The sequence below is a fragment of the Terrabacter lapilli genome (assembly GCF_039531305.1).
Lineage (GTDB): Bacteria > Actinomycetota > Actinomycetes > Actinomycetales > Dermatophilaceae > Terrabacter > Terrabacter lapilli.
In genome coordinates this window covers 1-18,891 of the sequence record NZ_BAAAPU010000005.1, presented here as the reverse complement: position 1 = coordinate 18,891, position 18,891 = coordinate 1, and the positions used below count along the sequence as shown (strand labels likewise).

19 protein-coding genes are annotated in these 18,891 nt (G+C 71.9%); 11 read left to right on the top strand and 8 right to left on the bottom strand.

Annotation, left to right across the window (positions count from 1 at the left end; genetic code table 11):
* Nucleotides 1-15: 15 nt before the first annotated feature.
* Entirely contained in the window at nucleotides 16-1,116 is a 1,101-nt protein-coding gene (locus tag ABD241_RS07285) for a diacylglycerol/lipid kinase family protein (RefSeq protein ID WP_344059985.1), read from the bottom strand.
* Between the two features lie 78 nt (nucleotides 1,117-1,194).
* Between ABD241_RS07285 and ABD241_RS07280 the strand changes: the two genes are divergently transcribed.
* The 5 genes from ABD241_RS07280 (at nucleotide 1,195) to ABD241_RS07260 (ending at nucleotide 4,640) form a co-directional block, all read left to right on the top strand.
* Nucleotides 1,195-1,743 (top strand): DinB family protein, encoded by a 549-nt coding sequence (locus tag ABD241_RS07280; protein WP_344059983.1) that lies wholly within the window; start codon nucleotides 1,195-1,197, stop codon nucleotides 1,741-1,743.
* On the top strand, nucleotides 1,740-2,795 hold the full coding sequence (locus ABD241_RS07275) for a Gfo/Idh/MocA family protein (protein WP_344059981.1): 1,056 nt from the start codon (nucleotides 1,740-1,742) through the stop codon (nucleotides 2,793-2,795). The genes ABD241_RS07280 and ABD241_RS07275 overlap by 4 nt, the downstream gene beginning before the upstream one ends.
* 64 nt (nucleotides 2,796-2,859) lie before the next feature.
* Nucleotides 2,860-3,633, top strand: coding sequence for a type I methionyl aminopeptidase (gene map, locus ABD241_RS07270; RefSeq protein WP_344059979.1), 774 nt, complete (start codon nucleotides 2,860-2,862; stop codon nucleotides 3,631-3,633).
* Between the two features lie 122 nt (nucleotides 3,634-3,755).
* The gene (locus ABD241_RS07265) at nucleotides 3,756-4,226 is read left to right on the top strand and encodes a DUF2500 domain-containing protein (protein ID WP_344059977.1); all 471 of its coding nucleotides are present in this window, start codon (nucleotides 3,756-3,758) and stop codon (nucleotides 4,224-4,226) included.
* A 36-nt stretch (nucleotides 4,227-4,262) separates the two neighbouring features.
* Nucleotides 4,263-4,640 carry a DUF2500 domain-containing protein gene (locus ABD241_RS07260; protein ID WP_344060028.1) on the top strand — a complete coding sequence of 126 codons (378 nt, stop codon included), beginning with the start codon at nucleotides 4,263-4,265 and terminating at the stop codon, nucleotides 4,638-4,640.
* Nucleotides 4,641-4,677: 37 nt separating this feature from the next.
* On the opposite strand, the gene zwf is transcribed toward ABD241_RS07260, so the two are convergent.
* The gene (gene zwf / locus ABD241_RS07255; protein WP_344059975.1) at nucleotides 4,678-6,111 is read right to left on the bottom strand and encodes a glucose-6-phosphate dehydrogenase; all 1,434 of its coding nucleotides are present in this window, start codon (nucleotides 6,109-6,111) and stop codon (nucleotides 4,678-4,680) included.
* Between the two features lie 92 nt (nucleotides 6,112-6,203).
* Here zwf and ABD241_RS07250 point away from each other — a divergent pair, with 92 nt between their 5' ends.
* Nucleotides 6,204-6,467, top strand: coding sequence for a GlsB/YeaQ/YmgE family stress response membrane protein (locus ABD241_RS07250; protein WP_344059972.1), 264 nt, complete (start codon nucleotides 6,204-6,206; stop codon nucleotides 6,465-6,467).
* Between the two features lie 70 nt (nucleotides 6,468-6,537).
* Here the strand turns inward: ABD241_RS07250 and ABD241_RS07245 are convergent, their stop codons facing one another.
* The 4 genes from ABD241_RS07245 to ABD241_RS07230 all read right to left on the bottom strand — a co-directional run bounded on the left by ABD241_RS07245 (nucleotide 6,538) and on the right by ABD241_RS07230 (nucleotide 11,028).
* On the bottom strand, nucleotides 6,538-7,137 hold the full coding sequence (locus ABD241_RS07245) for a hypothetical protein (protein ID WP_344059970.1): 600 nt from the start codon (nucleotides 7,135-7,137) through the stop codon (nucleotides 6,538-6,540).
* Between the two features lie 33 nt (nucleotides 7,138-7,170).
* Nucleotides 7,171-8,829, bottom strand: coding sequence for an ABC-F family ATP-binding cassette domain-containing protein (locus tag ABD241_RS07240; protein ID WP_344059968.1), 1,659 nt, complete (start codon nucleotides 8,827-8,829; stop codon nucleotides 7,171-7,173).
* Between the two features lie 256 nt (nucleotides 8,830-9,085).
* Nucleotides 9,086-9,796 (bottom strand): response regulator, encoded by a 711-nt coding sequence (locus ABD241_RS07235; RefSeq protein ID WP_344059966.1) that lies wholly within the window; start codon nucleotides 9,794-9,796, stop codon nucleotides 9,086-9,088.
* Nucleotides 9,793-11,028: a sensor histidine kinase gene (locus tag ABD241_RS07230; protein WP_344059964.1), complete on the bottom strand. Its 1,236-nt coding sequence runs from the start codon at nucleotides 11,026-11,028 to the stop codon at nucleotides 9,793-9,795. Before ABD241_RS07230 ends, ABD241_RS07235 begins: the two co-directional genes overlap by 4 nt.
* Before the next feature lie 186 nt (nucleotides 11,029-11,214).
* Here ABD241_RS07230 and ABD241_RS07225 point away from each other — a divergent pair, with 186 nt between their 5' ends.
* On the top strand, nucleotides 11,215-12,114 hold the full coding sequence (locus tag ABD241_RS07225; protein WP_344059962.1) for an ABC transporter ATP-binding protein: 900 nt from the start codon (nucleotides 11,215-11,217) through the stop codon (nucleotides 12,112-12,114).
* On the top strand, nucleotides 12,111-12,962 hold the full coding sequence (locus ABD241_RS07220) for an ABC transporter permease (RefSeq protein WP_344059960.1): 852 nt from the start codon (nucleotides 12,111-12,113) through the stop codon (nucleotides 12,960-12,962). Before ABD241_RS07225 ends, ABD241_RS07220 begins: the two co-directional genes overlap by 4 nt.
* 84 nt (nucleotides 12,963-13,046) lie before the next feature.
* Here the strand turns inward: ABD241_RS07220 and ABD241_RS07215 are convergent, their stop codons facing one another.
* Complete coding sequence (locus ABD241_RS07215; protein ID WP_344059958.1) at nucleotides 13,047-14,633, bottom strand: catalase; 1,587 nt, start codon at nucleotides 14,631-14,633, stop codon at nucleotides 13,047-13,049.
* Between the two features lie 68 nt (nucleotides 14,634-14,701).
* Here ABD241_RS07215 and ABD241_RS07210 point away from each other — a divergent pair, with 68 nt between their 5' ends.
* The 3 genes from ABD241_RS07210 (at nucleotide 14,702) to ABD241_RS07200 (ending at nucleotide 17,765) form a co-directional block, all read left to right on the top strand.
* Nucleotides 14,702-15,238, top strand: a complete 537-nt coding sequence (locus ABD241_RS07210; RefSeq protein ID WP_344059956.1) for a hypothetical protein — start codon at nucleotides 14,702-14,704, stop codon at nucleotides 15,236-15,238.
* A 106-nt stretch (nucleotides 15,239-15,344) separates the two neighbouring features.
* Entirely contained in the window at nucleotides 15,345-16,670 is a 1,326-nt protein-coding gene (gene serS / locus ABD241_RS07205; protein WP_344059954.1) for a serine--tRNA ligase, read from the top strand.
* 159 nt (nucleotides 16,671-16,829) lie between these two features.
* Complete coding sequence (locus ABD241_RS07200) at nucleotides 16,830-17,765, top strand: TIM barrel protein (protein ID WP_344059952.1); 936 nt, start codon at nucleotides 16,830-16,832, stop codon at nucleotides 17,763-17,765.
* A gap of 133 nt (nucleotides 17,766-17,898) precedes the next feature.
* Here ABD241_RS07200 and ABD241_RS07195 read toward each other — a convergent pair whose 3' ends face one another.
* Nucleotides 17,899-18,342: a PA2169 family four-helix-bundle protein gene (locus ABD241_RS07195; protein ID WP_344059950.1), complete on the bottom strand. Its 444-nt coding sequence runs from the start codon at nucleotides 18,340-18,342 to the stop codon at nucleotides 17,899-17,901.
* Nucleotides 18,343-18,891 lie beyond the last annotated feature (549 nt).

Genomic DNA, 18,891 nt, shown 5'->3' with positions numbered 1-18,891 from the left:
CCGGTCGCGGCACGGCTACTGGCTGACGCGGACCGTGAGGCAGCCGGGCCGGACGGTGGCGCTGACCTCGGTCGCCTCGCCGATGACGTCGCCGTCGATCTGGACGGGGACGGGGCGGTCGGTGCGCACGCGGACCTCCCTGGACACCTTGTGGTCCAGCGTCGGGTGGCCCTTGCGCCGGCGCGTCGCGACCCGGGTGGCGACGGGCACCCAGCCCACGACGCCTCGGGGCGAGGCGATGACGGTGTCGAGCTGCCCGTCGTCGACCCGGGCGTTCGGCATGAGCACGAGGCCGCCGAGGAGGCGCCCGCAGTTGCCGATGACGACCATGCGCGCGCGGCGGCGGAACTCGAGCTCGTCGTCGACCTTGACCGAGATGCGGAACTCCGGCGAGACGAGGTGCTTGAGCCCGGAGACCATGTAGGCCGGCCAGCCGACCTTCGCCTTGAGGTTCTCGTTGGTGCCGGCCATGATCTGTGCGTCCATGCCGATGCCGCTCATGACGAGGAACTGGTGCGTGTGCGGCGCGCCGGACTCGTCGGGGGCCTCGTCCATGGGTGCCGCGCCGATGACGAGCTCGCCGACGTCGATGCGCCGGTTGCGCCCGGTCAGGGCGACGGTGACGGCCATCTCCAGCGCCACGGGGAGGTCGAGGTTGCGGGCCAGCAGGTTGCCGGTGCCGGCGGGCAGGATGCCGAGGGCCGTCTCGGTGCCGATGAGGGCGCTCGCGACGTTGCGGACGGTGCCGTCGCCGCCGAGGGTGCACACGAGGTCGACGCCGTCGCGGACCGCCTGGGCCGCCTGGCCGGTGCCGGGGTCCTCGACCGTCGTCTCGTAGAAGAGCGGCTCGCCCCAGCCGTTCGCGAGGCAGGCCGCGGTGATCCGCTGCTCGACCGCCACGAGGTCGGTGAACTTCGTCGGGTTGATGACGACGCCGGCTCGCTTGAGCGGCGCCGGGGGGTCGTCGCCGTCACGGAAGTGGTCGCGCGGCGGCCGGGGGCGGCGCCGCAGGGTCGCCGTCGCCTCGGGCGCCACCCGGGTGAGGACCACGCCTGCCACGACCAGCGCCAGCACGACGAGGCCGGCGATGATCCACGGCAGGTAGTCCTTGAGCACGAAGACATACGGTATCCCGAGCCTGAACGCCTCCCGAACGGCCGTCGTCGCGTCGGGTGGCCGCCCTAGGGTGAGCGCATGAGCGAGCCGATCACCGACCCGGGACCCTCCACGCCCGACGACGCGGACTGGACGTGGGTCCTCACCCGCCCGTGCCCCGACTGCGGCTTCGACGCCGCCGCCGTCGAGCCGGGCGACATCCCGGCCCTGATGCGCGAGGCCGCCCACCGGTATGCCGTCCGCCTCGGCCGTGACGACGTGCGCTCCCGCCCCGCCGACGGGGTGTGGTCACCGCTGGAGTACGCGTGCCACGTGCGCGACGTCTGCGACGTCATGACCGGCCGGCTCGAGCAGATCATCGCGGGTGGCGGCGAGCTCGTCACCTTCGCCGACTGGGACCAGGACGCGACCGCGGTGGAGCGGCAGTACTGGCGCACCGATCCCGAGGTCGTGGCGCGCGAGGTCGCCGATGCCTGCGAGAGGGCCGCGACGGCATACGGCCGCCCTTCGGGTACGCAGTGGGAGTGGCCGGCGCTGCGCAGCAACGGCTCCCGCTTCACGGCCCGCACGCTCGCGCTCTACTTCGTCCACGACGTCCGCCACCACCTCTGGGATGTGACCGCATGACCCTGCCCATCGACGTGCCGCTCCGGCTGCCCGAGGCGCGCACCCCCGACCCGCACGACGCACCGGCCATCCGATGGGGCATCCTCGCCCCCGGCGGCATCGCGCACGCCTTCGCCGACGCGGTCGCGGTCGGCACGGCGTCCTCGGTCGTCGCGGTCGGCTCCCGCAGCCTCGAGCGGGCCAAGGACTTCGCCGACGAGTTCGGCATCCCGCGGGCGCACGGCTCCTACGAGGACCTCGTCGCGGATCCCGAGGTCGACGCCGTCTACGTCGCCTCGCCGCACTCGGAGCACCGCGACCACGCGCTGCTGGCGATCGAGGCGGGCAAGCCGGTGCTCGTGGAGAAGGCGTTCACGCGCAGCGCGGCGCAGGCACGCGAGGTGCTCGCGGCCGCCGCCGAGCGGGGACTGCTCGTCGTCGAGGCGATGTGGAGCCGGTTCCTGCCGCACTACGACGTCGTGCGCCACGTCGTCGAGACCGGCCTCATCGGCGAGCTCGTGACGGTCTTCGCCGACCACGGGCAGCGCCTCTACCCCGACGGTCCGGCGCGCCTGTCCCAGCCCGAGCTCGCCGGTGGCGCGCTGCTCGACCTCGGCGTCTACCCGGTCTCGTTCGCCGACCTCGTGCTCGGCGCGCCGTCGTCGGTGTCGGCCCACGGCACCCTGACGCCGCTCGGGGTCGACGCGACCACGACGGTCACGGTCAGCGGTGACGGGGGAGCGCAGGGCCTGCTGTCGTGCACGATGGCCGGGGTCACCCCCTGCACCGCCGTGGTCGCCGGCACCGAGGCGCGGCTCGAACTCTCGGGCGCCTTCTACGGCGCCGGGTCGACGATCCGCCTGGTCGACCGGCACAACGAGACCATCGACGAACGGCCCGGCGGCCTGGGCGACGACGTGCGTGGGTTCTCCTACGAGGCAGCGGAGTTCGCCCGCTGCCTCGTCGCAGGCGAGACCGAGTCGCCGCTGATGCCGCACGCAACGACGCTGCGCGTCATGGAGACGATGGACGACGTACGCCGGCAGGTCGGGGTCATCTACCCCGGCGAGTGAGCGTGATGCCGGCGATGGCATCGACGGGGCCGGAACGGCCATCGGGCAATGAGGGAGGGGCGGCGTGATCGAGATCCTGAACGCCGACGAGCTGCGACGAGCCAGGGCGGCCGGAGGGCTCGTCGCCGAGATCCTGAGCACCCTGCGTGCGCGCTGCGCCGTGGGGACCAACCTGCTCGAGATCGACCGGTGGGCCAAGGACATGATCGTCGAGGCGGGCGCGCAGTCCTGCTACGTCGACTACGCGCCGTCCTTCGGGCGCGGGCCGTTCGGCCACTACATCTGCACGTCGGTCAACGACGCCGTGCTCCACGGGCTGCCCCACGACTACGCCCTCGCCGACGGCGACCTGGTCTCGCTCGACCTGGCGGTTTCGCTGGGCGGCATCGCGGCCGACTCGGCCCTCAGCTTCGTCGTCGGTGAATCGAGGCCGGCCGGGAGCGTGGCGCTCATCGAGACGACCGAGCGCGCCCTGGCGGCGGGGATCGCCGCGGCCGGCCCCGGTGGCCGACTCGGCGACATCTCGCACGCCATCGGCTCGGTGCTCTCGGGGGCGGGATACCCCGTCAACACCGAGTTCGGCGGCCACGGCATCGGCTCGACCATGCACCAGGAGCCGCACGTGCCCAACACCGGTCGGCCCGGCCGAGGCTACCGGCTGCGGCCGGGTCTGCTGCTGGCGCTGGAGCCGTGGGTGATGGCCGACACCGACGAGCTGGTCACGGCGGAGGACGGGTGGACGCTGCGCAGTGCCACCGGTTGCCGGACCGCCCACAGCGAGCACACGATCGCGATCACCGACGACGGTGCCGAGGTCCTCACGCTCGCTTCGCGGTAGAACCGAGCCGGAGCCGCGCTGGGACCGAGCCGGAGCCGCGCCGGTCTCCCGATGGTGCAACCCTGGGCGCCGGGCCGCCGTCATACTGCGGTCCTCACCCCTTCGAGACACAGAGGTCTGCGATGGTCACCGACGAGTTCGGCCCCTTCGACCAGGCGATGACAGGGCCGCCGACCATGTTCCTCGTCTTCTTCGGGGTCGTCGCGACGGTGGTCGTCGGCACGTTCGTGTTCACCGCGGTCAAGCTCTTCTCGCGGTGGCGGGCGGACCAGGCCGCACCGCTGCGCAGCATCGATGCGATGGTGGTCTCCCGCCGCACCGACGTGCGCCGCAGCACCCGGCCCATCGGTGGCCCCGTCGCCGGCCCTGCCGACGGAAGCGCCGGCGCACCGATGGCCGCAGCAACCGTGGCCACCAGCACGAGCACCTCGTACTTCGTGACGTTCGAGGAGCCGTCCGGCGAGCGGCGCGAGCTGCAGGTGCGGGGCCGCGACTACGGCCAGCTCACCGAGGGTGACCGCGGCCATCTCATCCACCAGGGATCGCGTTACAAGGGCTTCACCCGCCAGGGCACGGTGGACGGGATCCGTTGAGGCAGGTGGGCCGGTGAGCCCGAGGTCGGAGGCGTGATGGGCAGCACCGTCGGGCTCGTCGGGCTCATCGCGTACGTCGTGTTCCGGCTCATCTGGCTCCTGGGGGTCCTGCTCCTCGTCATGGGCTCAGGCGAGCTCTTCCTGCAGTGGCGTGCCAACGAGGCGGCGCCGGTGGTCCGCGTCGACGCGATGGTGGTCTCCAGCCGCAAGCGGGTGGCCCGGCGCCGACGAGCGGGCGTGGACCCGTCGACGTACATGGTCACGTTCGAGGAGCCGTCGGGCGAGCGTCTCGAGCTGCAGATCCGGGGGCAGTACATGGCCGACCTCACCGAAGGCGTCCAGGGACTCCTGACCTACCAGGGCACGCGCTTCCTGGGTTTCGTCCGCCACGACACGGTCGACCGCCAGGGCTGAGCGGACGGTGCCACGCGGCATACGTCCTCGGCGCGGGTCAGGCCCCCATGACGTTGGGGTCGCGCCAGCGGCGCTCGAACGGCAGGCGCCACGTGTAGGGCGCCACGAGCTGGTGGATCTGGTTGGGGCCCCACGTTCCCGGCTCGTAGGGGCGGACCGGGGGCGGGTTGTCGAGCAGCGGCTGGCTGATCTCCCAGAGGCGCTCGATGCCCTCGGCGGAGGTGAAGAGGGTGCGGTCGCCGCGGGCGGCGTCGTAGACGAGCCGCTCGTACGCCTCGAGGACGGCGCCGGCCCAGTGGGTCTCCTGCATCGAGAACTGCATCGAGAGCTTGTCGAGCCTCATGCCCGGTCCCGGCCGCTTGCCGTAGAACGACAGGGACATCCGCGCCTTGTCGGCGAGGTCGAAGGTCAGGTGGTCGGGGCCGTTGTCACCGACACCCGAGGCGGCCGGGAACATCGAGCGCGGCGGCTCCTTGAAGGCGATCGAGATGATCCGCGCGCCCTCGGCCAGGCGCTTGCCGGTGCGCAGGTAGAACGGCACGCCCGCCCAGCGCCAGTTGTCGACGAAGCACTTGAGCGCCACGAACGTCTCGGTCTGGCTCTCCGGATCCACTCCCGGCTCGTCTCGGTAGCCGACGTACTGGCCGCGGACGACGTCGTGCGGCTCGATCGTCGCCATCGAGCGGAAGACTTTGTTCTTCTCCTCGCTGATCGCAGCCGGCTCCAGCGCCGTCGGCGGCTCCATCGCGGTGAAGGCCAGCACCTGGAAGAGGTGCGTCACCACCATGTCGCGGTAGGCGCCGGTGCCCTCGTAGAAGTCGGCGCGCTGGGAGAGGCCGAGCGTCTCGGGCACGTCGATCTGGATGTGGTCGATGTGGTTGCGGTGCCAGATCGGCTCGAAGAGGCCGTTGGCGAAGCGGAAGGCGAGGATGTTCTGCGCCGGCTCCTTGCCGAGGAAGTGGTCGATGCGGAAGATCTGCTCCTCCGAGAAGACCTGGTGCAGCTCGGCGTTGAGCGCGCGGGCGCTCTCGAGGTCGGTGCCGAAGGGCTTCTCCATGATGATGCGGCTGCGCTCGACCAGCCCCGCCTCGGCCAGCTCGTGCACGACCGTCAGCGCTGCCTTCGGTGGCACTGAGAGGTAGTGGAGGCGCCGCGAGTCGTCGCCGAGGATCGCCTCCGACTCGTCGACGGCCGCCCGGATCCCTTGCGGTCCAGCGCTTCCCGGCACCCAGTGGATGCGGTCGGCGAACTCCTTGAGGTCGTCGTCGCTGACGTCGTGGCTGCTGTGCTCGCGCACCGACGCGAAGACGACGTCGAGGAACTCGTCGCGGCTCAGCTCGTCGAGCGAGGTCGCGACGACGCGCAGCCCGGCGAGCAGCTTCGACTCGTGCAGGTGGAGCATGCCGGGGAGCAGCTTGCGACGCGCGAGGTCACCGGTGGCGCCGAAGAGGACGACCGTCGTGGCAGGCATGCGACCAGCGTGCCGCAGATCGCCGGCCTGCGGGGGCTCTGGGCTCGGCCGAACCCCTGACCGCGACGGCATCCCGGTCCTATGCTCGGAGCATGCTCATTCTCGGCATGATCCTGTTCGGGATGCTCGTCGGGGCCGCCGCCCAGCTCATCCTGGGCCGCAAGGGCAAGGGCATCGACTGGACGATGGCGTTCGTCGCAGGGCTCGTCGGCTCGTTCGTCGGTGGGCTCATCGCGAGCCTCCTCTCGGGCGACGGCCTCCAGCTGCGCCCCAGCGGCATCCTCGGCTCGATCGTGGGTGCCGTCCTCGTCACCGCGGGCTGGCGCTGGTTCCGGACCCGCAGCGTGGCCCGCTGACGGCGTCCGGTGGCTCCCATCACCGCTGCCGACGCCAGCGGATGGCGGAGGACGCCGTTGCGCCTCTGCGTCAGGCGCGGGTGGTGACGTCGGCCCGGATCGTCTCCAAGGCCTTGCTGAGCGGCTCGGCGTTCACGGCGAGGTTGTAGGGCAGGCAGATGCCCTCGCTCCCGATGATCCCCGGGGCGTAGAGGCGCGAACGTCGGCCCCCGGCGCTCCGGCGCTGCGCGACCCACGCGTCGACGGTCGACTCGTCGACGAGGATCGTCGCCACGAGGTGGCTCTTGTCCAGGCGGTTGCCCTGCAGGCTGGTGCCGAAGCCCGAGATGACCGACCACGGGACGCACTTGCCCTGGACGTGCACGCCCTCGGCGTCGGCGACCACGGGCGGTCCGGACGGTCGGGCCTGCCCGATGCCCAGACCGAGGATGAAGAGGCCGACGAGGGCGAAGACGGAGCCCATGACGGCGTCACCGCCCTCCACCGTGCCGGTGCCGGGCGAGACGACTCCGAGGACCATGCCGATGAGTGCGAGGCCCGCCGCCAGCAGCCCCACTCCCAGCACGAGGTACACCCCCACCATCGACCGGCTGAACCGGACCTCCACCCTGCCGTCGCGACGGAACGTGTCGACGACGCGACGGACCTGTGCTCCCCTGTGTGCAGTCACGGGTCCGAGTGTGCCGTAGGCGTGTCGGGCGCTTCAGAGCGCCTCGACCCGCACGTGCCCGCGGCGCACGACCCACCGGTGGGTGAGCCGTATGCCGTCCAGCAGGCTCTCGTCGTGGCTGACCACGAGCACCGTCCCCCCGAAGGCCGCCACGGCGGCCTCGAGCTGCTCGATCGCGTCGACGTCGAGGTGGTTGGTCGGCTCGTCGAGTACGAGGACGTTGACCTCGCGTCCCTGGAACAGGGCCATGAGGGCACGGGTCCGCTCGCCCATCGACAGGCTCCGCGCCGGACGTGACACGTGCTCCGAGCCGAGCCCGAACTTGGCCAGCAGCGTGCGCACGTCGGCGACCGGCCACTCGCGACCCGTCCTCGGGTCGGTGCCGAGCTCACGGCGTACGACCTCGAGGACTGGCGCGTCGTCGTCGAGCAGGTGCCGGCGCTGGTCGAGCACGCCGACCGCGACCCGGGTGCCGAGGGCCTGCCGGCCGGAGGCGAGCGGCAGGTCGCCGAGCAGCGCCCCGAGCAGGGTGGTCTTGCCCGAGCCGTTGTCGCCGACGAGCGCGATGCGGTCACCGCGCCCCACGACGAGGCTGACCGGGCCGAGCCGGAAGCCGTGGCGCTCCACGACCGCCTCCGAGAGGGTCGCCACGACGTCGGCCGACGGCCGCCCCTCGGTGATGGCGTAGCGCAGCTGCCACTCCTTGCGCGGCTGCTCGACGGTCGCCAGGCGGTCGGCGGCCCGCTCGAGCCTGGCCCCCTTGGCGGCCTGGCGGTCGGCGCGGGCCCTGTGCTTCTCGCGGATGTGCTTGTCCGGCTCACCGCCCAGGGCGACGTTGCGCCGCCCCTTCTCGGCCCAGCCCTGGCGCTGCCGGGACTGGGCGAGCAGCGAGTCGCGCTCGGCGGCATACCCCTCGTACGCCTGCCACGCGTGCGCCCGCGCCAGCTCGCGCTGGGCGACGTAGTCGCTCCAGCCGCCGGTGTAGTGGCCGATACGCTGCTGCTTGACGTCGAGCTCGACGACGCTCGTGGTCACCGCGTCGAGGAACGTCCGGTCGTGGCTCGCGATGAGGACGGGCCCCTCGTGCCCGCGCACGAACTCGGCCATGAGGGCGAGCCCGCGCGCGTCCAGGTTGTTCGTCGGCTCGTCGAGCAGGAGCACGTCGTACTGGCTGAGCAGCACCGCGACGAGGCAGGCGCGGGCGGCCTGGCCACCGGACAGCGTCCCGAGCGGCCGGTCGGGTGCCACGTCGAGGCCCACCCGGGCGGCGACCTCGGGGAGCCGCTCGTCGAGGTCGGCAGCCCCCAGGGCCAGCCAGCGCTCGAGCGCCACGGCGTAGCGGTCCTCGCTGCCGTCGGCTCCCTCTGCGAGCGCCGCGGACGCCGCCTCGAGCTCCGCGTCGGCAGCCGTGACACCCGTGCGCCGACGCGCGTACGCGACGAGCGTCTCGTCCGCGTCGGGCACAACCTGCGGCAGCCAGCCGATGGTCGCGTCGCGCGGGGCGAGCCGCATCGAGCCGGCCTCCACGGGGAGCTCGCCGACGATGGTGCGCATCAGCGTCGACTTGCCCGAGCCGTTGGGGCCCACGACGGCCGTCACGTCGCCGTCGGCGAGCGTGAGGTCGAGGCCGGAGAAGAGGGTGCGCGCGCCGAAGGCGACGTCGAGCCCGGTGATGGTCAGTGTGGAAGACATGAGAGGTCCTGGATGGTCGGCAGGGCCCCGGCGGTGACGTCGGACGCTCAGCGGCGTGTCGTCGACGGGTCAGCGCGCGGGCTGGCTCGGAGCATCAGGAGATCCACACGGGAGAGAGGTTAGGGGCGGGCGCGCCTGCCGTCCACCCCTTTTCCGTGCGCACCCGTGCGCGCGAAGTGCGCCCTGGCGCGGTTCGGGGTCGGGTTCCGGCGCGGTTCGGGGCGGGAAGTGCGCCATGGCGCCGTTGGGGTCGGGCTCAGGTGAGGCCGGCGTCGTGGACGACGATGGCGATCTGCACCCGGTTGTCGGCGCCGAGCTTGTCGAGCACGCGCGAGACGTGTGCCTTCACGGTCGGGACCGACAGGTGGAGCTCGCGCGAGATGTCGGCGTTGGACAGCCCGCGGCCGATGGCGTGCGCGACCTCGCGCTCGCGGTCGGTCAGGGTGGCGAGGCGGGTCTCCGCCTCGGACCGGCGGCGGTGTCCCTCCACGTCGGCGCCTCCGCCGGTGGCGACGTGGGTGATGAGGGCCGCGGTGACGCTGGGGGAGAGGATCGGCTCACCGGCGGCGACGAGACGCACCGCCTCGACGAGCCTTCGGGGCTCGGTGTCCTTGAGCAGGAAGCCGTGCGCGCCGGCCCGCAGCGCCTGCACGACCATGTCGTCGGCGTCGAAGGTCGTCAGGACGATGACCTTGAGGTCGTCACCGCGAGCGTCGCGGACGGCCCGGGCCTCTTCGGCCAGAAGGGATCTCGTCGTCTCGAGGCCGTCGCGACGCGGCATCCGGATGTCCATGAGCACGACGTCGGGACGGTGCTCATGGACCACGCGCTCGGCCTCGAGCCCGTCACCGGCCTCGGCCACGACCTCTAGGTCGGTCGCACCCCCGAGGATCATCCTCAGGCCCGCACGGACCAGCGCGTCGTCGTCGACGATCGCCACACGCGTACACCGCTGCTCCCCGCTCATCGCGACCACGGTAGCCGAGCGGTGAGGACGAAGTCGCCGGCCCGGTCGGGGCCGTAGGTCAGCTCGCCACCGGCGAGGACGGCCCGCTCGGTGAGCCCGAGCAGTCCCAGCCCTGACCCGACCGTGACGTCGGGGCGTATGCCGTCCGCTGCGTCGGTGCGCGCGCGGGGGACGCTGTTGCGCACCGTGATCCGGACCGTCTCGTCGTCGAGGCCAGCGTCGGCGGACGTCGCCACGCTGACGCGGACGGATGCCCCGGGGGCGTGCTTGCGGGCGTTGGTCAGGCCCTCCTGGACGATGCGGTAGGCGCTGCGCGACACCTGCTCGGGCACGGCCTCGAGGGTGCCGGAGCGGTCGAGCGAGACCGTCGTGCCTCCGGACCGGGCCTCGTCCGCGAGGGTGTCGAGGTCGTCCAACGTCGGTTGCGGTGGCTCGGGCGAGCCGTCCGCCGGCGCGTCGACGCCGGGCACGTCGCGGAGCACCCCGAGCACGGTGCGCAGCTCGGTCAGGGCTTGGTTGGCGCTCTCGCGGATGACCTCGGCCGTCTCCGAGACCTGCTCGGGTGTGAGGTCGGTGCGGTAGGCGAGGGCGCCGGAGTGCATGGCCACCAAGGAGATCCGGTGCGCCAGGACGTCGTGCATCTCGCGCGCGATGCGGGCCCGCTCGGCCACCTTGGCCTGGACGACGCGCATCGCCTGCTCGCGCTCTGCCGTGAGCGCCCGCTCGTGCAGCGAGGCGACGAAGGCGCGGCGCTCGCCGATGGCCCAGCCGATGGCGACGCTCACGGCATAGCTGAGCAGGCCGATGATGACGTTGGGCAGCGTGATCGCCTGGTCCTCGGTGGGATAGACGAACGCGTGTCCCCAGCCGGCGAGCATCCAGGGCACGGCGACGACGGCGATCTCGCGCCAGCGGCGCCGCGTCGACAAGGAGACGAGAGCGAGCACCGACGGGCCGACGGCGACCGAGGACAGGCCCGAGAGCAGCGCCGTGGCCAGGGCCACGGCGAGCGGCCGGCGGCGCCGCCACAGCAGCAGCACGGCCGAGCCGAGCCCGATCGCGAGGTCGACGAGAAGCCAGCCCCTGCCGAAGGTCGGGTCGAGGTGCCGCTGGTCGAGCTGCGCCTGCACCGAGCCCCAGATCGCGAGCCCGAAGAGGAAGGACAGCCCGAGCCGCCAGCTCTCGCCCCACACGTGCCCGCGTCGGGTGCGGGCGATCCGGGGCAGCGGCACCCCGCCAGCCTAGGCGCGGACCGGGCGGGACGGCATACGACCAAGGTCTGCTCTCGCACCCGACCACAGTGGCCACCCCGAGCAGGGACCCTGACCCGGGTCAGGGTCGGACACGACCTTGGTAGGGGTCGGAATCAGGCTTGTGACGGATGTGCGACCCCACCCGGCTTCGGGAGGGTGGAGCCCATGATCACAGTGGAACGACTCACCAAGCGCTACGGCCCGTTCACGGCCGTCGACGACGTCTCCTTCGACGTCAAGCCGGGCCTCGTCACCGGCTTCCTCGGGCCGAACGGGGCCGGCAAGACGACCGCGATGCGCGTCATGGCCGGCCTCACCCCTGCCACGTCGGGGCGGGCCACGGTGCTGGGCAAGCCGTATGCCGCCCTGCCGAACCCGGGCCGCCATGTCGGCCTGCTGCTCGACGCCTCCGCCCAGCACGCCGGCCGCACCGGCCGCGAGGTGCTGACGCTCGGCGCCATCCTCATGGGCGTCGGCAGGCACCGCGTCGACGAGATGGTCGAGCTCGTCGGCCTGACGGAGAAGGAGGCGAACCGGCGGGTGCGCAACTACTCCCTCGGCATGCGCCAGCGCCTGGGCATCGCCCACGCCCTGCTCGGCGACCCCGAGGTGCTCATCCTCGACGAGCCGGCCAACGGCCTCGACCCGGCCGGCATCCGCTGGATGCGCGACCTGCTCCGCGGCTACGCCAACGAGGGCGGCACGGTGCTGCTCAGCTCGCACCTGCTCAACGAGATCGAGCGCGTCGCCGACGAGATCATCGTCATCGGCCACGGCAAGATCGTCGCCCACGGCACCAAGGACGAGCTGCTCGCCGGCGCCGGCACGTTCACCCGCTCCACCGACGACGACGCTCTCATGGCGGCCCTCGCCGAGCAGTCGATCGTCGCCCAGCGCACGCCCACCGGCGGCCTGCAGGTCGAGGCCGAGCCGATCGCCGTCGGCCGCGTCGCCGTCGCCCACCAGATCGTCCTGACCGAGCTGCGCGGCGCCGACAGCCGGGGTCTCGAGGAGATGTTCCTCGACCTCACGGCCGACGCCGCCCGAGAGGAGGTGGCGGCATGACCGCCACGACCACGACCCAGGTGCCCAGCGGGGCGCCCGTCTCCAAGAACGCCGAGTCGGCCCTGCCGACCCATGCCAAGGTCCCGAGCCGCATCGACGGCCCGCGCCCCACCACCGGCGTGCCCTTCGGCCGCCTCGTCCACGTCGAGCTGCGCAAGATGCTCGACACCCGGGCCGGGCGCTGGCTGCTCATCGGCATCGGCGCGATCATCGCGATCGCCCTGACGATCATGTTCTTCACCGAGGGCGGCCAGCACGCGTTCGGGGAGTACCTCCAGGCCACGACGATGCCGATGGCGCTCATCCTCCCCGTCGTCGGCATCCTCGCCGTCACGTCGGAGTGGAGCCAGCGCACCGGCCTCGTCACCTTCGGCCTCGAGCCGCGCCGCATCCGCATCGCCTGGGCCAAGCTGCTGTCGGCGCTCGTCGTCGGCGTCTGCGCCTTCGCGCTGGCGCTCGTGCTCGCGGCGCTGGCCCACCAGGCCGCGATCACCTTCCGCGGCATCGACGGCAACTGGTCGACGGACGCGCTCGTGCTCCTGGGCGCCGGTGGCTACGTGCTGCTCGGCATCGCCCAAGGTGTCGGCTTCGGCATGCTCTTCAAGAACACGCCGGCCGCCGTCGTCGTCTTCTTCGTCCTGCCGACCGCGTGGTCGATCCTCGGCTCGCTGGTGGCGTGGCTGCGCGACGCCGCCACGTGGCTCGACATGAACCAGACGATGAACCCGCTCTTCCAGGGGTCGCTGACCGGAGCGCAGTGGGCGCACCTCGCCACCTCGGTCGCTGTGTGGGTCGTCGCACCGCTCGCGGTCGGCATCTGGCGCCTCACCCGCGCCGAGGTGAAGTAGCACCTCCCCACGAACGAGGGGTATGCCGTGTGCCCGACGGGGGCACACGGCATACCTCTTCGTGTGGTGGGGCGAGAAGCCTTGTCAGCTCGCGGCGTTGGTGTCCGACTCGACGAGGGGCTCCTGCACGACCTTGGCGTCGTCGGCGTCCCCGCCGGGGTTCTCGCCGCCGAGCCCGGCGCGGACGAGCTCCTCGATCTGCTTGCCCGTCTCGGCGTCGACCTGCTTCCAGTAGTCGAAGGCGCGCTCGAGCACCGGCGACTTCACGCCGCCGAGCAGGTGCCCGGCAACAGTCTCGGTGAAGGCCTCGCGCTGCGCGTCGTCCCAGACCTCGCGGACGAGCCGCCCGGCCTGGCCGAAGTCGTCGTCGTCCTCGCGCAGCGTGTAGGCCTGGCGCACCATGGCGCCGTCGGTCTCCCAGCCCTCCTCGACCTCACCGACGTTGTCGGCGTAGCCGCGGCCCTCGCTGTTCGGGGCGTAGACCGGGGCGTCGCCGCGGTGGTCGTAGGCCATCGGCCCGTCCTGCGTGTACGTGTTGAGGCCCTCGACGCGGGGACGGTTGACGGGCAGTTGCAGGTAGTTCGGGCCGATCCGGTAGCGGTGCGTGTCGCTGTAGGCGAAGACCCGCCCGAGCAGCATCTTGTCCGGCGAGAAGCCGATGCCCGGGACGATCGCGGACGGCTCGAAGGCAGCCTGCTCGATCTGGGCGAAGAAGTTGTCGGGGTTGCGGTTGAGGGTCATCGTGCCGACCGTGATGAGCGGGTAGTCGCTGTGCGGCCACACCTTCGTCAGGTCGAACGGGTTGAGGTGGTAGGTCTTGGCGTCCTCGTAGGGCATCGCCTGGATCGACAGCGTCCAGCTCGGGTAGTTGCCCGCCTCGATGGCCTCGTAGAGGTCGCGGCGGTGGTGGTCGGCGTCCTGGCCGGCGATGCGCTCGGCCTCGGCGCCGGTCAGGCCCTCGACGCCCTGGTTGCTGTGGAAGTGGTACTTCACCCAGTGCTTCTCGCCGGCCTCGTTGATCCACAGGTAGGTGTGGCTGCCGTAGCCGTTCATGTGCCGGAACGTCCTGGGGATGCCGCGGTCGCCCATGAGGTAGGTGACCTGGTGGGCCGACTCGGGGTTGAGGCTCCAGAAGTCCCACTGCATGTGGTTGTCGCGCAGGCCCGAGCCGCCGCGGCGCTTCTGGCTGCGGATGAAGTGCGGGAACTTCATCGTGTCGCGGATGAAGAAGACCGGGGTGTTGTTGCCGACGAGGTCGTAGTTGCCCTCGGTCGTGTAGAACTTCAGCGCGAAGCCGCGGGGGTCGCGCCACGTGTCCGGGCTGCCCTGCTCGCCGGCCACCGTCGAGAAGCGCGCGAGCATCTCGGTCGTGACGCCCTTCTGGAAGAGCGCTGCCTTGGTGTACGCCGACACGTCCTCGGTCGTCTCGAAGACCCCGAACGCGCCCGAGCCCTTGGCGTGCACGTTGCGCTCCGGGATGCGCTCGCGGTTGAAGTGCGCCATCTGGTTGGTGAAGTGGTGGTCGTGCAGCAGGATCGGCCCGTCCGGGCCCACCGTCAGCGAGTTGCGGTCGCTCGGTGCCGGCGCACCCGTCTCGGTGTGGGAGCCCAGCTCCGCCTCCCTGCTCGGTGCGGTCTCGATCGACTCGCGTGGCTGCGTGCTCTCGCTCATGTGTGCCCCTTCGACGTGTGTGGAAGGGCCATACCCGGTCGGGGGTCGGGGAACCTAGAGTCGAAGGCATGTGGTGGCGACGGCTCGGGCGCGTCGTCGGCCTGCCCTCGGTGGTCCTGGCCGCGCTCCTGGCCGCGTCCGGGTGCACCGGTGGTGCCCCGCCGGTGGCGCCGACCGGCGTCGTGACGGCCGTCCGCGTCGGGACGCCCGAGGTGTCGTTCACGCCTGTCGACCCTCAGCCGGCGCCGCCGCTGAGCCTTCCGCCGCGCTTCGCCGGCGAGGTGGCCCGGGTCGAGGTGAGCAGGCACGGTGCGACCAAGGCATTCCGCATCGTGCCGGGGGAGCCGTTGGTGTCCGAGCGCACCTACACGGTCGAGGCGGCCTGCACGGCGGGCACGCCCTCGACGGGGACGAGCTATGCCGTCTACGACGCGGCCCCGGGCGTCTACGGCCATGGCGACCCGATCTACTCCCGCCCGTTCCCGTGCGACGGCCACGTGCAGCGCACGATGCACCTCGGGCTTCCTCCCGGACCGGTGCAGGTCGACGTCCGCGACCTTCCCCCGGATGCGGTGGCCGCCTACGCGGTGATCCACCCCGAATAGTCGAGTGAGCGCCCCGCCCCGGTCGAGTGTGGTCGCGCGCTCGCTCGAGGTGGGTGGTCGCGATCTCGGTCGTGGGCGCCGTGCGGGCGCCGTTAGGCTGGCCCGCGTGATCGACATCAAGCTCGTGCGCGACGAACCCGATCGGGTCCGCGCCTCGCAACAGGCCCGTGGAGAGGACCCGGGGATCGTGGACGCGATCCTCGCCGCCGACGAGCGCCGTCGGTCGTCCCTGGGCGAGTTCGAGTCGCTGCGCGCCGAGCAGAAGACGGTCAGCAAGTCGGTCGGTGCCGCGATGGGCGCCTTCCAGAAGGCGAAGAAGGCCGGCGCTGCCGACGCCGACCACCTCGAGAAGGTGGCGCACGAGGCGCGCACCCACGCGGCGCGGCTCAGCGAGCAGGTCAAGGCCCTCGAGGCGGCGGCCGACGAGGCCGGTGCCGAGCTCGAGGCCCTGCTGCGCAAGGTCGGCAACGTCATCATCGACGGCGTCCCCGTGGGTGGTGAGGACGACTACGTCGTGCTCGAGACCGTCGGCACGCCAAGGGACTTCGCGGCCGAGGGTTTCGAGCCGCTTGACCACCTGGCCCTCGGCGAGAAGCTGGGTGCCATCGACATGGAGCGCGGCGCGAAGGTCGGCGGGGCGCGCTTCTACTACCTCACCGGGGTGGGGGCCCTGCTCGAGCTGGCCCTGCTCAACATGGCGATCGCCCAGGCGACCGCGGCCGGCTTCACCCCGATGATCACCCCGACGCTCGCGCGGCCCGAGATCATGGTCGGCGCGGGCTTCATGGACGCGCACGCCGAGGAGGTCTACCGCCTCGAGGCCGACGACCTCTACCTGACCGGCACCTCGGAGGTGGCGCTCGCCGGCTACCACTCGGACGAGATCATCGACCTGAGCGACGGCCCGAAGCGGTATGCCGGGTGGTCGGCCTGCTACCGCCGCGAGGCCGGGTCGCACGGCAAGGACACCCGCGGCATCATCCGGGTGCACCAGTTCCACAAGGTCGAGATGTTCAGCTACTGCCGTCCCGAGGATGCGGAGGACGAGCACCAGCGCCTGCTCGGGTGGGAGCGCGAGATGCTCGCCAAGATCGACGTGCCCTACCGCATCATCGACACGGCCGCCGGTGACCTCGGTGGCCCCGCCGCGCGCAAGTTCGACTGCGAGGCGTGGGTGCCGACCCAGGGCAAGTACCGCGAGCTGACCTCGACGTCGAACTGCACGACGTTCCAGGCCCGGCGACTGAACACCCGTGAGCGCGACCCGAACGGCTCGGGCACCCGTGCCGTCGCGACGCTCAACGGCACGCTCGGTACCACCCGCTGGCTGGTCGCGATCCTCGAGAACCACCAGCAGCCCGACGGCTCGGTGCGGGTCCCGGAGGCGCTGCGCCCCTTCCTCGGCCTGGACGTGCTGAAGCCCATCGCCTGAACGTCGACTGCCTGCACGCTCCTTCGGGTTCGGGCGACCGATCTCGTCTAGGCTCGTGCGCGACAAAGGGGTTCGCTGCCGCTGCAGGCGTTGGGCGTCGCGGCGGCGACGGCTCCCGGCATCGAGGGGCGCCGGCGCGCCCGAGGAGGCGCAGTCGCAGTGAGCCCCAGGAGCCCGCACCCCGGCAACCCCGATGTCGTCCCGCCCCTGGACGAGCGCGTGGCAGGGGCACCGGTCTCGTGGGGCGTCTGCGAGGTCCCGGGCTGGGGTTGGCAGTACGACGCGCCCACGGTGCTGGCCGAGATGGCCGAGTCCGGCCTGGTGGCAACGGAGTTCGGCCCGGACGGCTTCCTGCCGGAGGACCCGCGGGAGAGGGCGGAGACGCTGCGGGCGCACGACCTGCAGGCGGTCGGCCAGTTCGTGCCCGTGGTCCTGCACGACGCCGACCACGACCCGGTGCCCGAGGTCGAGCGCGCGCTCGAGGGCCTCGTGGCGGCAGACGCCTCGACCGTGGTCCTCGCGGCCGCCACCGGGGCGGAGGGCTACGACAGCCGACCGGAGCTCGACGACGCCGCGTGGGGCACGCTGCTCGCCAACCTCGACCGCGTCGCCGAGGCGGTCCGGGCCCGCGGGCTCACGCCGACGCTGCACCCGCACGTCGGCACGATGGTCGAGAGCGCAGCGGATGTCGAGCGGGTCCTCCACGGGTCGTCGATCGGCCTCTGCCTCGACACCGGCCACCTGCTCATCGGCGGGGCCGACCCGGTGGCGCTCGCCCGCGAGCACCCGCAGCGCATCGCCCACGTCCACCTCAAGGACGTCCGGCTCGAGCAGGCCCGCCGCGTGCAGTCCGGGGAGGTCACCTACACCGAGGCGGTCAAGGCGGGGATGTACGTGCCCCTCGGACGCGGCGACGTCGACGTTCGGGCCATCGTCAACGCCCTCGAGGACGCCGGGTATGCCGGGTGGTACGTCCTCGAGCAGGACACCGTCCTCGAGGGGCCGCCGGAGGGTGAGGGCCCCAAGGGTGAGGTGATGGAGAGCCTGAACCACCTGCTGGGCATCGAGGCGCAACGGTCCGGGGTGGGTATCTAGCCACGGCCGCGGGACGGGCGACGCGGCATACGACCTCTGAGGTGCCGCAGGACGGGACGAGCCGGCCAGCTCCCGTGGGGGTGCTGGCCGGCTCGGCTGCCGGCGGGGCTCTTCGCCCTGTCGTCGGGTGGGGTCAGTCGGCGACCTGGAGGGCCTTGACCTCGTCGCGCGCCGCCACGACCGCTGCGTGCTGGCGGGACACGACCTGGCGGAAGCCGTCGCTGAGGTCCATCTCGAGGGCCTTCTCGTACTCGGACACCGCGTGGTCCTCGCCGGTGACGGCCGCACCGAGGACGCTGCCTGCGTCGTCACCGGTCAGGGCGTCCTTGAGCGCGATCCAGCCGCGGTGGACGGCCGCAGTGGCCGAGCCGCTCTTGTCGACGTCGTCGCCGTACTCGTGGCCCATCTCGACGATCTCGCGGCGGAAGCCGGCACGCTGCTCCGACAGGCGCTGCATGGTGGCGGCCCACTCGGCACGGTCGCTGTCGCGCAGCTTCTCCGCGGACGAGGCGTACCCGCGCTCGCCGTCCTTCAGCGTCTCCACGAGCTCCTTGGCTGCCTTTGCGTCGTCAGACATGTGCGCTCCTTCGATCGGGGTTCGGTCTCCCGACACCTACCCAGCAGAGCGCGTCGCGCAAACCCGACGGAGCGCCGGCCGGCCGGGTCGAGGGCCTCGATCGGGGCACCACGGTGGTCGGCGTGGCGGGCTCGCCTGGTGAGCCCGGAGCAGCCTCGCGGGGCCGTTTTGGCGGTTCGCCGGAAGCCCTGTAATGTTCTCTTCGTCAGCCCGACAGGGAGCAACGGACGCCACCGCGATCGACATGATCGAGAGCGAAGTTGGCCGGTCCCGCGGGTGGGCAGTCACCTCGGTCATGACGTCCCATGAGGACGGCGTGTGAGCCCTGACCGTCAGACAAGATGTCCTCGACTTGGTCGAAGACATCGGGCCCTACTAGGCTGGATGAGCCCCGGAGGCCGGTTCCTTGAGCTGGTCGATGGTGTGTGTCCGATGCTTGAGAACTCAACAGCGTGTCAAAAATCGATGCCAATTACCTCGTCCCGGGGCTGGTGTGGTCTCACTGTTCGGTGGGTCTTTGCTGGTCTTGGACGAATTATCCTTTGGTTG

Coding starts and splice junctions, on each gene's coding strand:
- ABD241_RS07280 (WP_344059983.1), top strand. CDS start 1,195: ATGAGCGAGCCGATCACCGACCCGGGACCCTCCACGCCCGACGACGCG.
- ABD241_RS07275 (WP_344059981.1), top strand. CDS start 1,740: ATGACCCTGCCCATCGACGTGCCGCTCCGGCTGCCCGAGGCGCGCACC.
- ABD241_RS07265 (WP_344059977.1), top strand. CDS start 3,756: ATGGTCACCGACGAGTTCGGCCCCTTCGACCAGGCGATGACAGGGCCG.
- ABD241_RS07260 (WP_344060028.1), top strand. CDS start 4,263: ATGGGCAGCACCGTCGGGCTCGTCGGGCTCATCGCGTACGTCGTGTTC.
- zwf (WP_344059975.1), bottom strand. CDS start 6,111: ATGCCTGCCACGACGGTCGTCCTCTTCGGCGCCACCGGTGACCTCGCG.
- ABD241_RS07250 (WP_344059972.1), top strand. CDS start 6,204: ATGCTCATTCTCGGCATGATCCTGTTCGGGATGCTCGTCGGGGCCGCC.
- ABD241_RS07240 (WP_344059968.1), bottom strand. CDS start 8,829: ATGTCTTCCACACTGACCATCACCGGGCTCGACGTCGCCTTCGGCGCG.
- ABD241_RS07235 (WP_344059966.1), bottom strand. CDS start 9,796: ATGAGCGGGGAGCAGCGGTGTACGCGTGTGGCGATCGTCGACGACGAC.
- ABD241_RS07225 (WP_344059962.1), top strand. CDS start 11,215: ATGATCACAGTGGAACGACTCACCAAGCGCTACGGCCCGTTCACGGCC.
- ABD241_RS07220 (WP_344059960.1), top strand. CDS start 12,111: ATGACCGCCACGACCACGACCCAGGTGCCCAGCGGGGCGCCCGTCTCC.
- ABD241_RS07215 (WP_344059958.1), bottom strand. CDS start 14,633: ATGAGCGAGAGCACGCAGCCACGCGAGTCGATCGAGACCGCACCGAGC.
- ABD241_RS07210 (WP_344059956.1), top strand. CDS start 14,702: ATGTGGTGGCGACGGCTCGGGCGCGTCGTCGGCCTGCCCTCGGTGGTC.
- ABD241_RS07195 (WP_344059950.1), bottom strand. CDS start 18,342: ATGTCTGACGACGCAAAGGCAGCCAAGGAGCTCGTGGAGACGCTGAAG.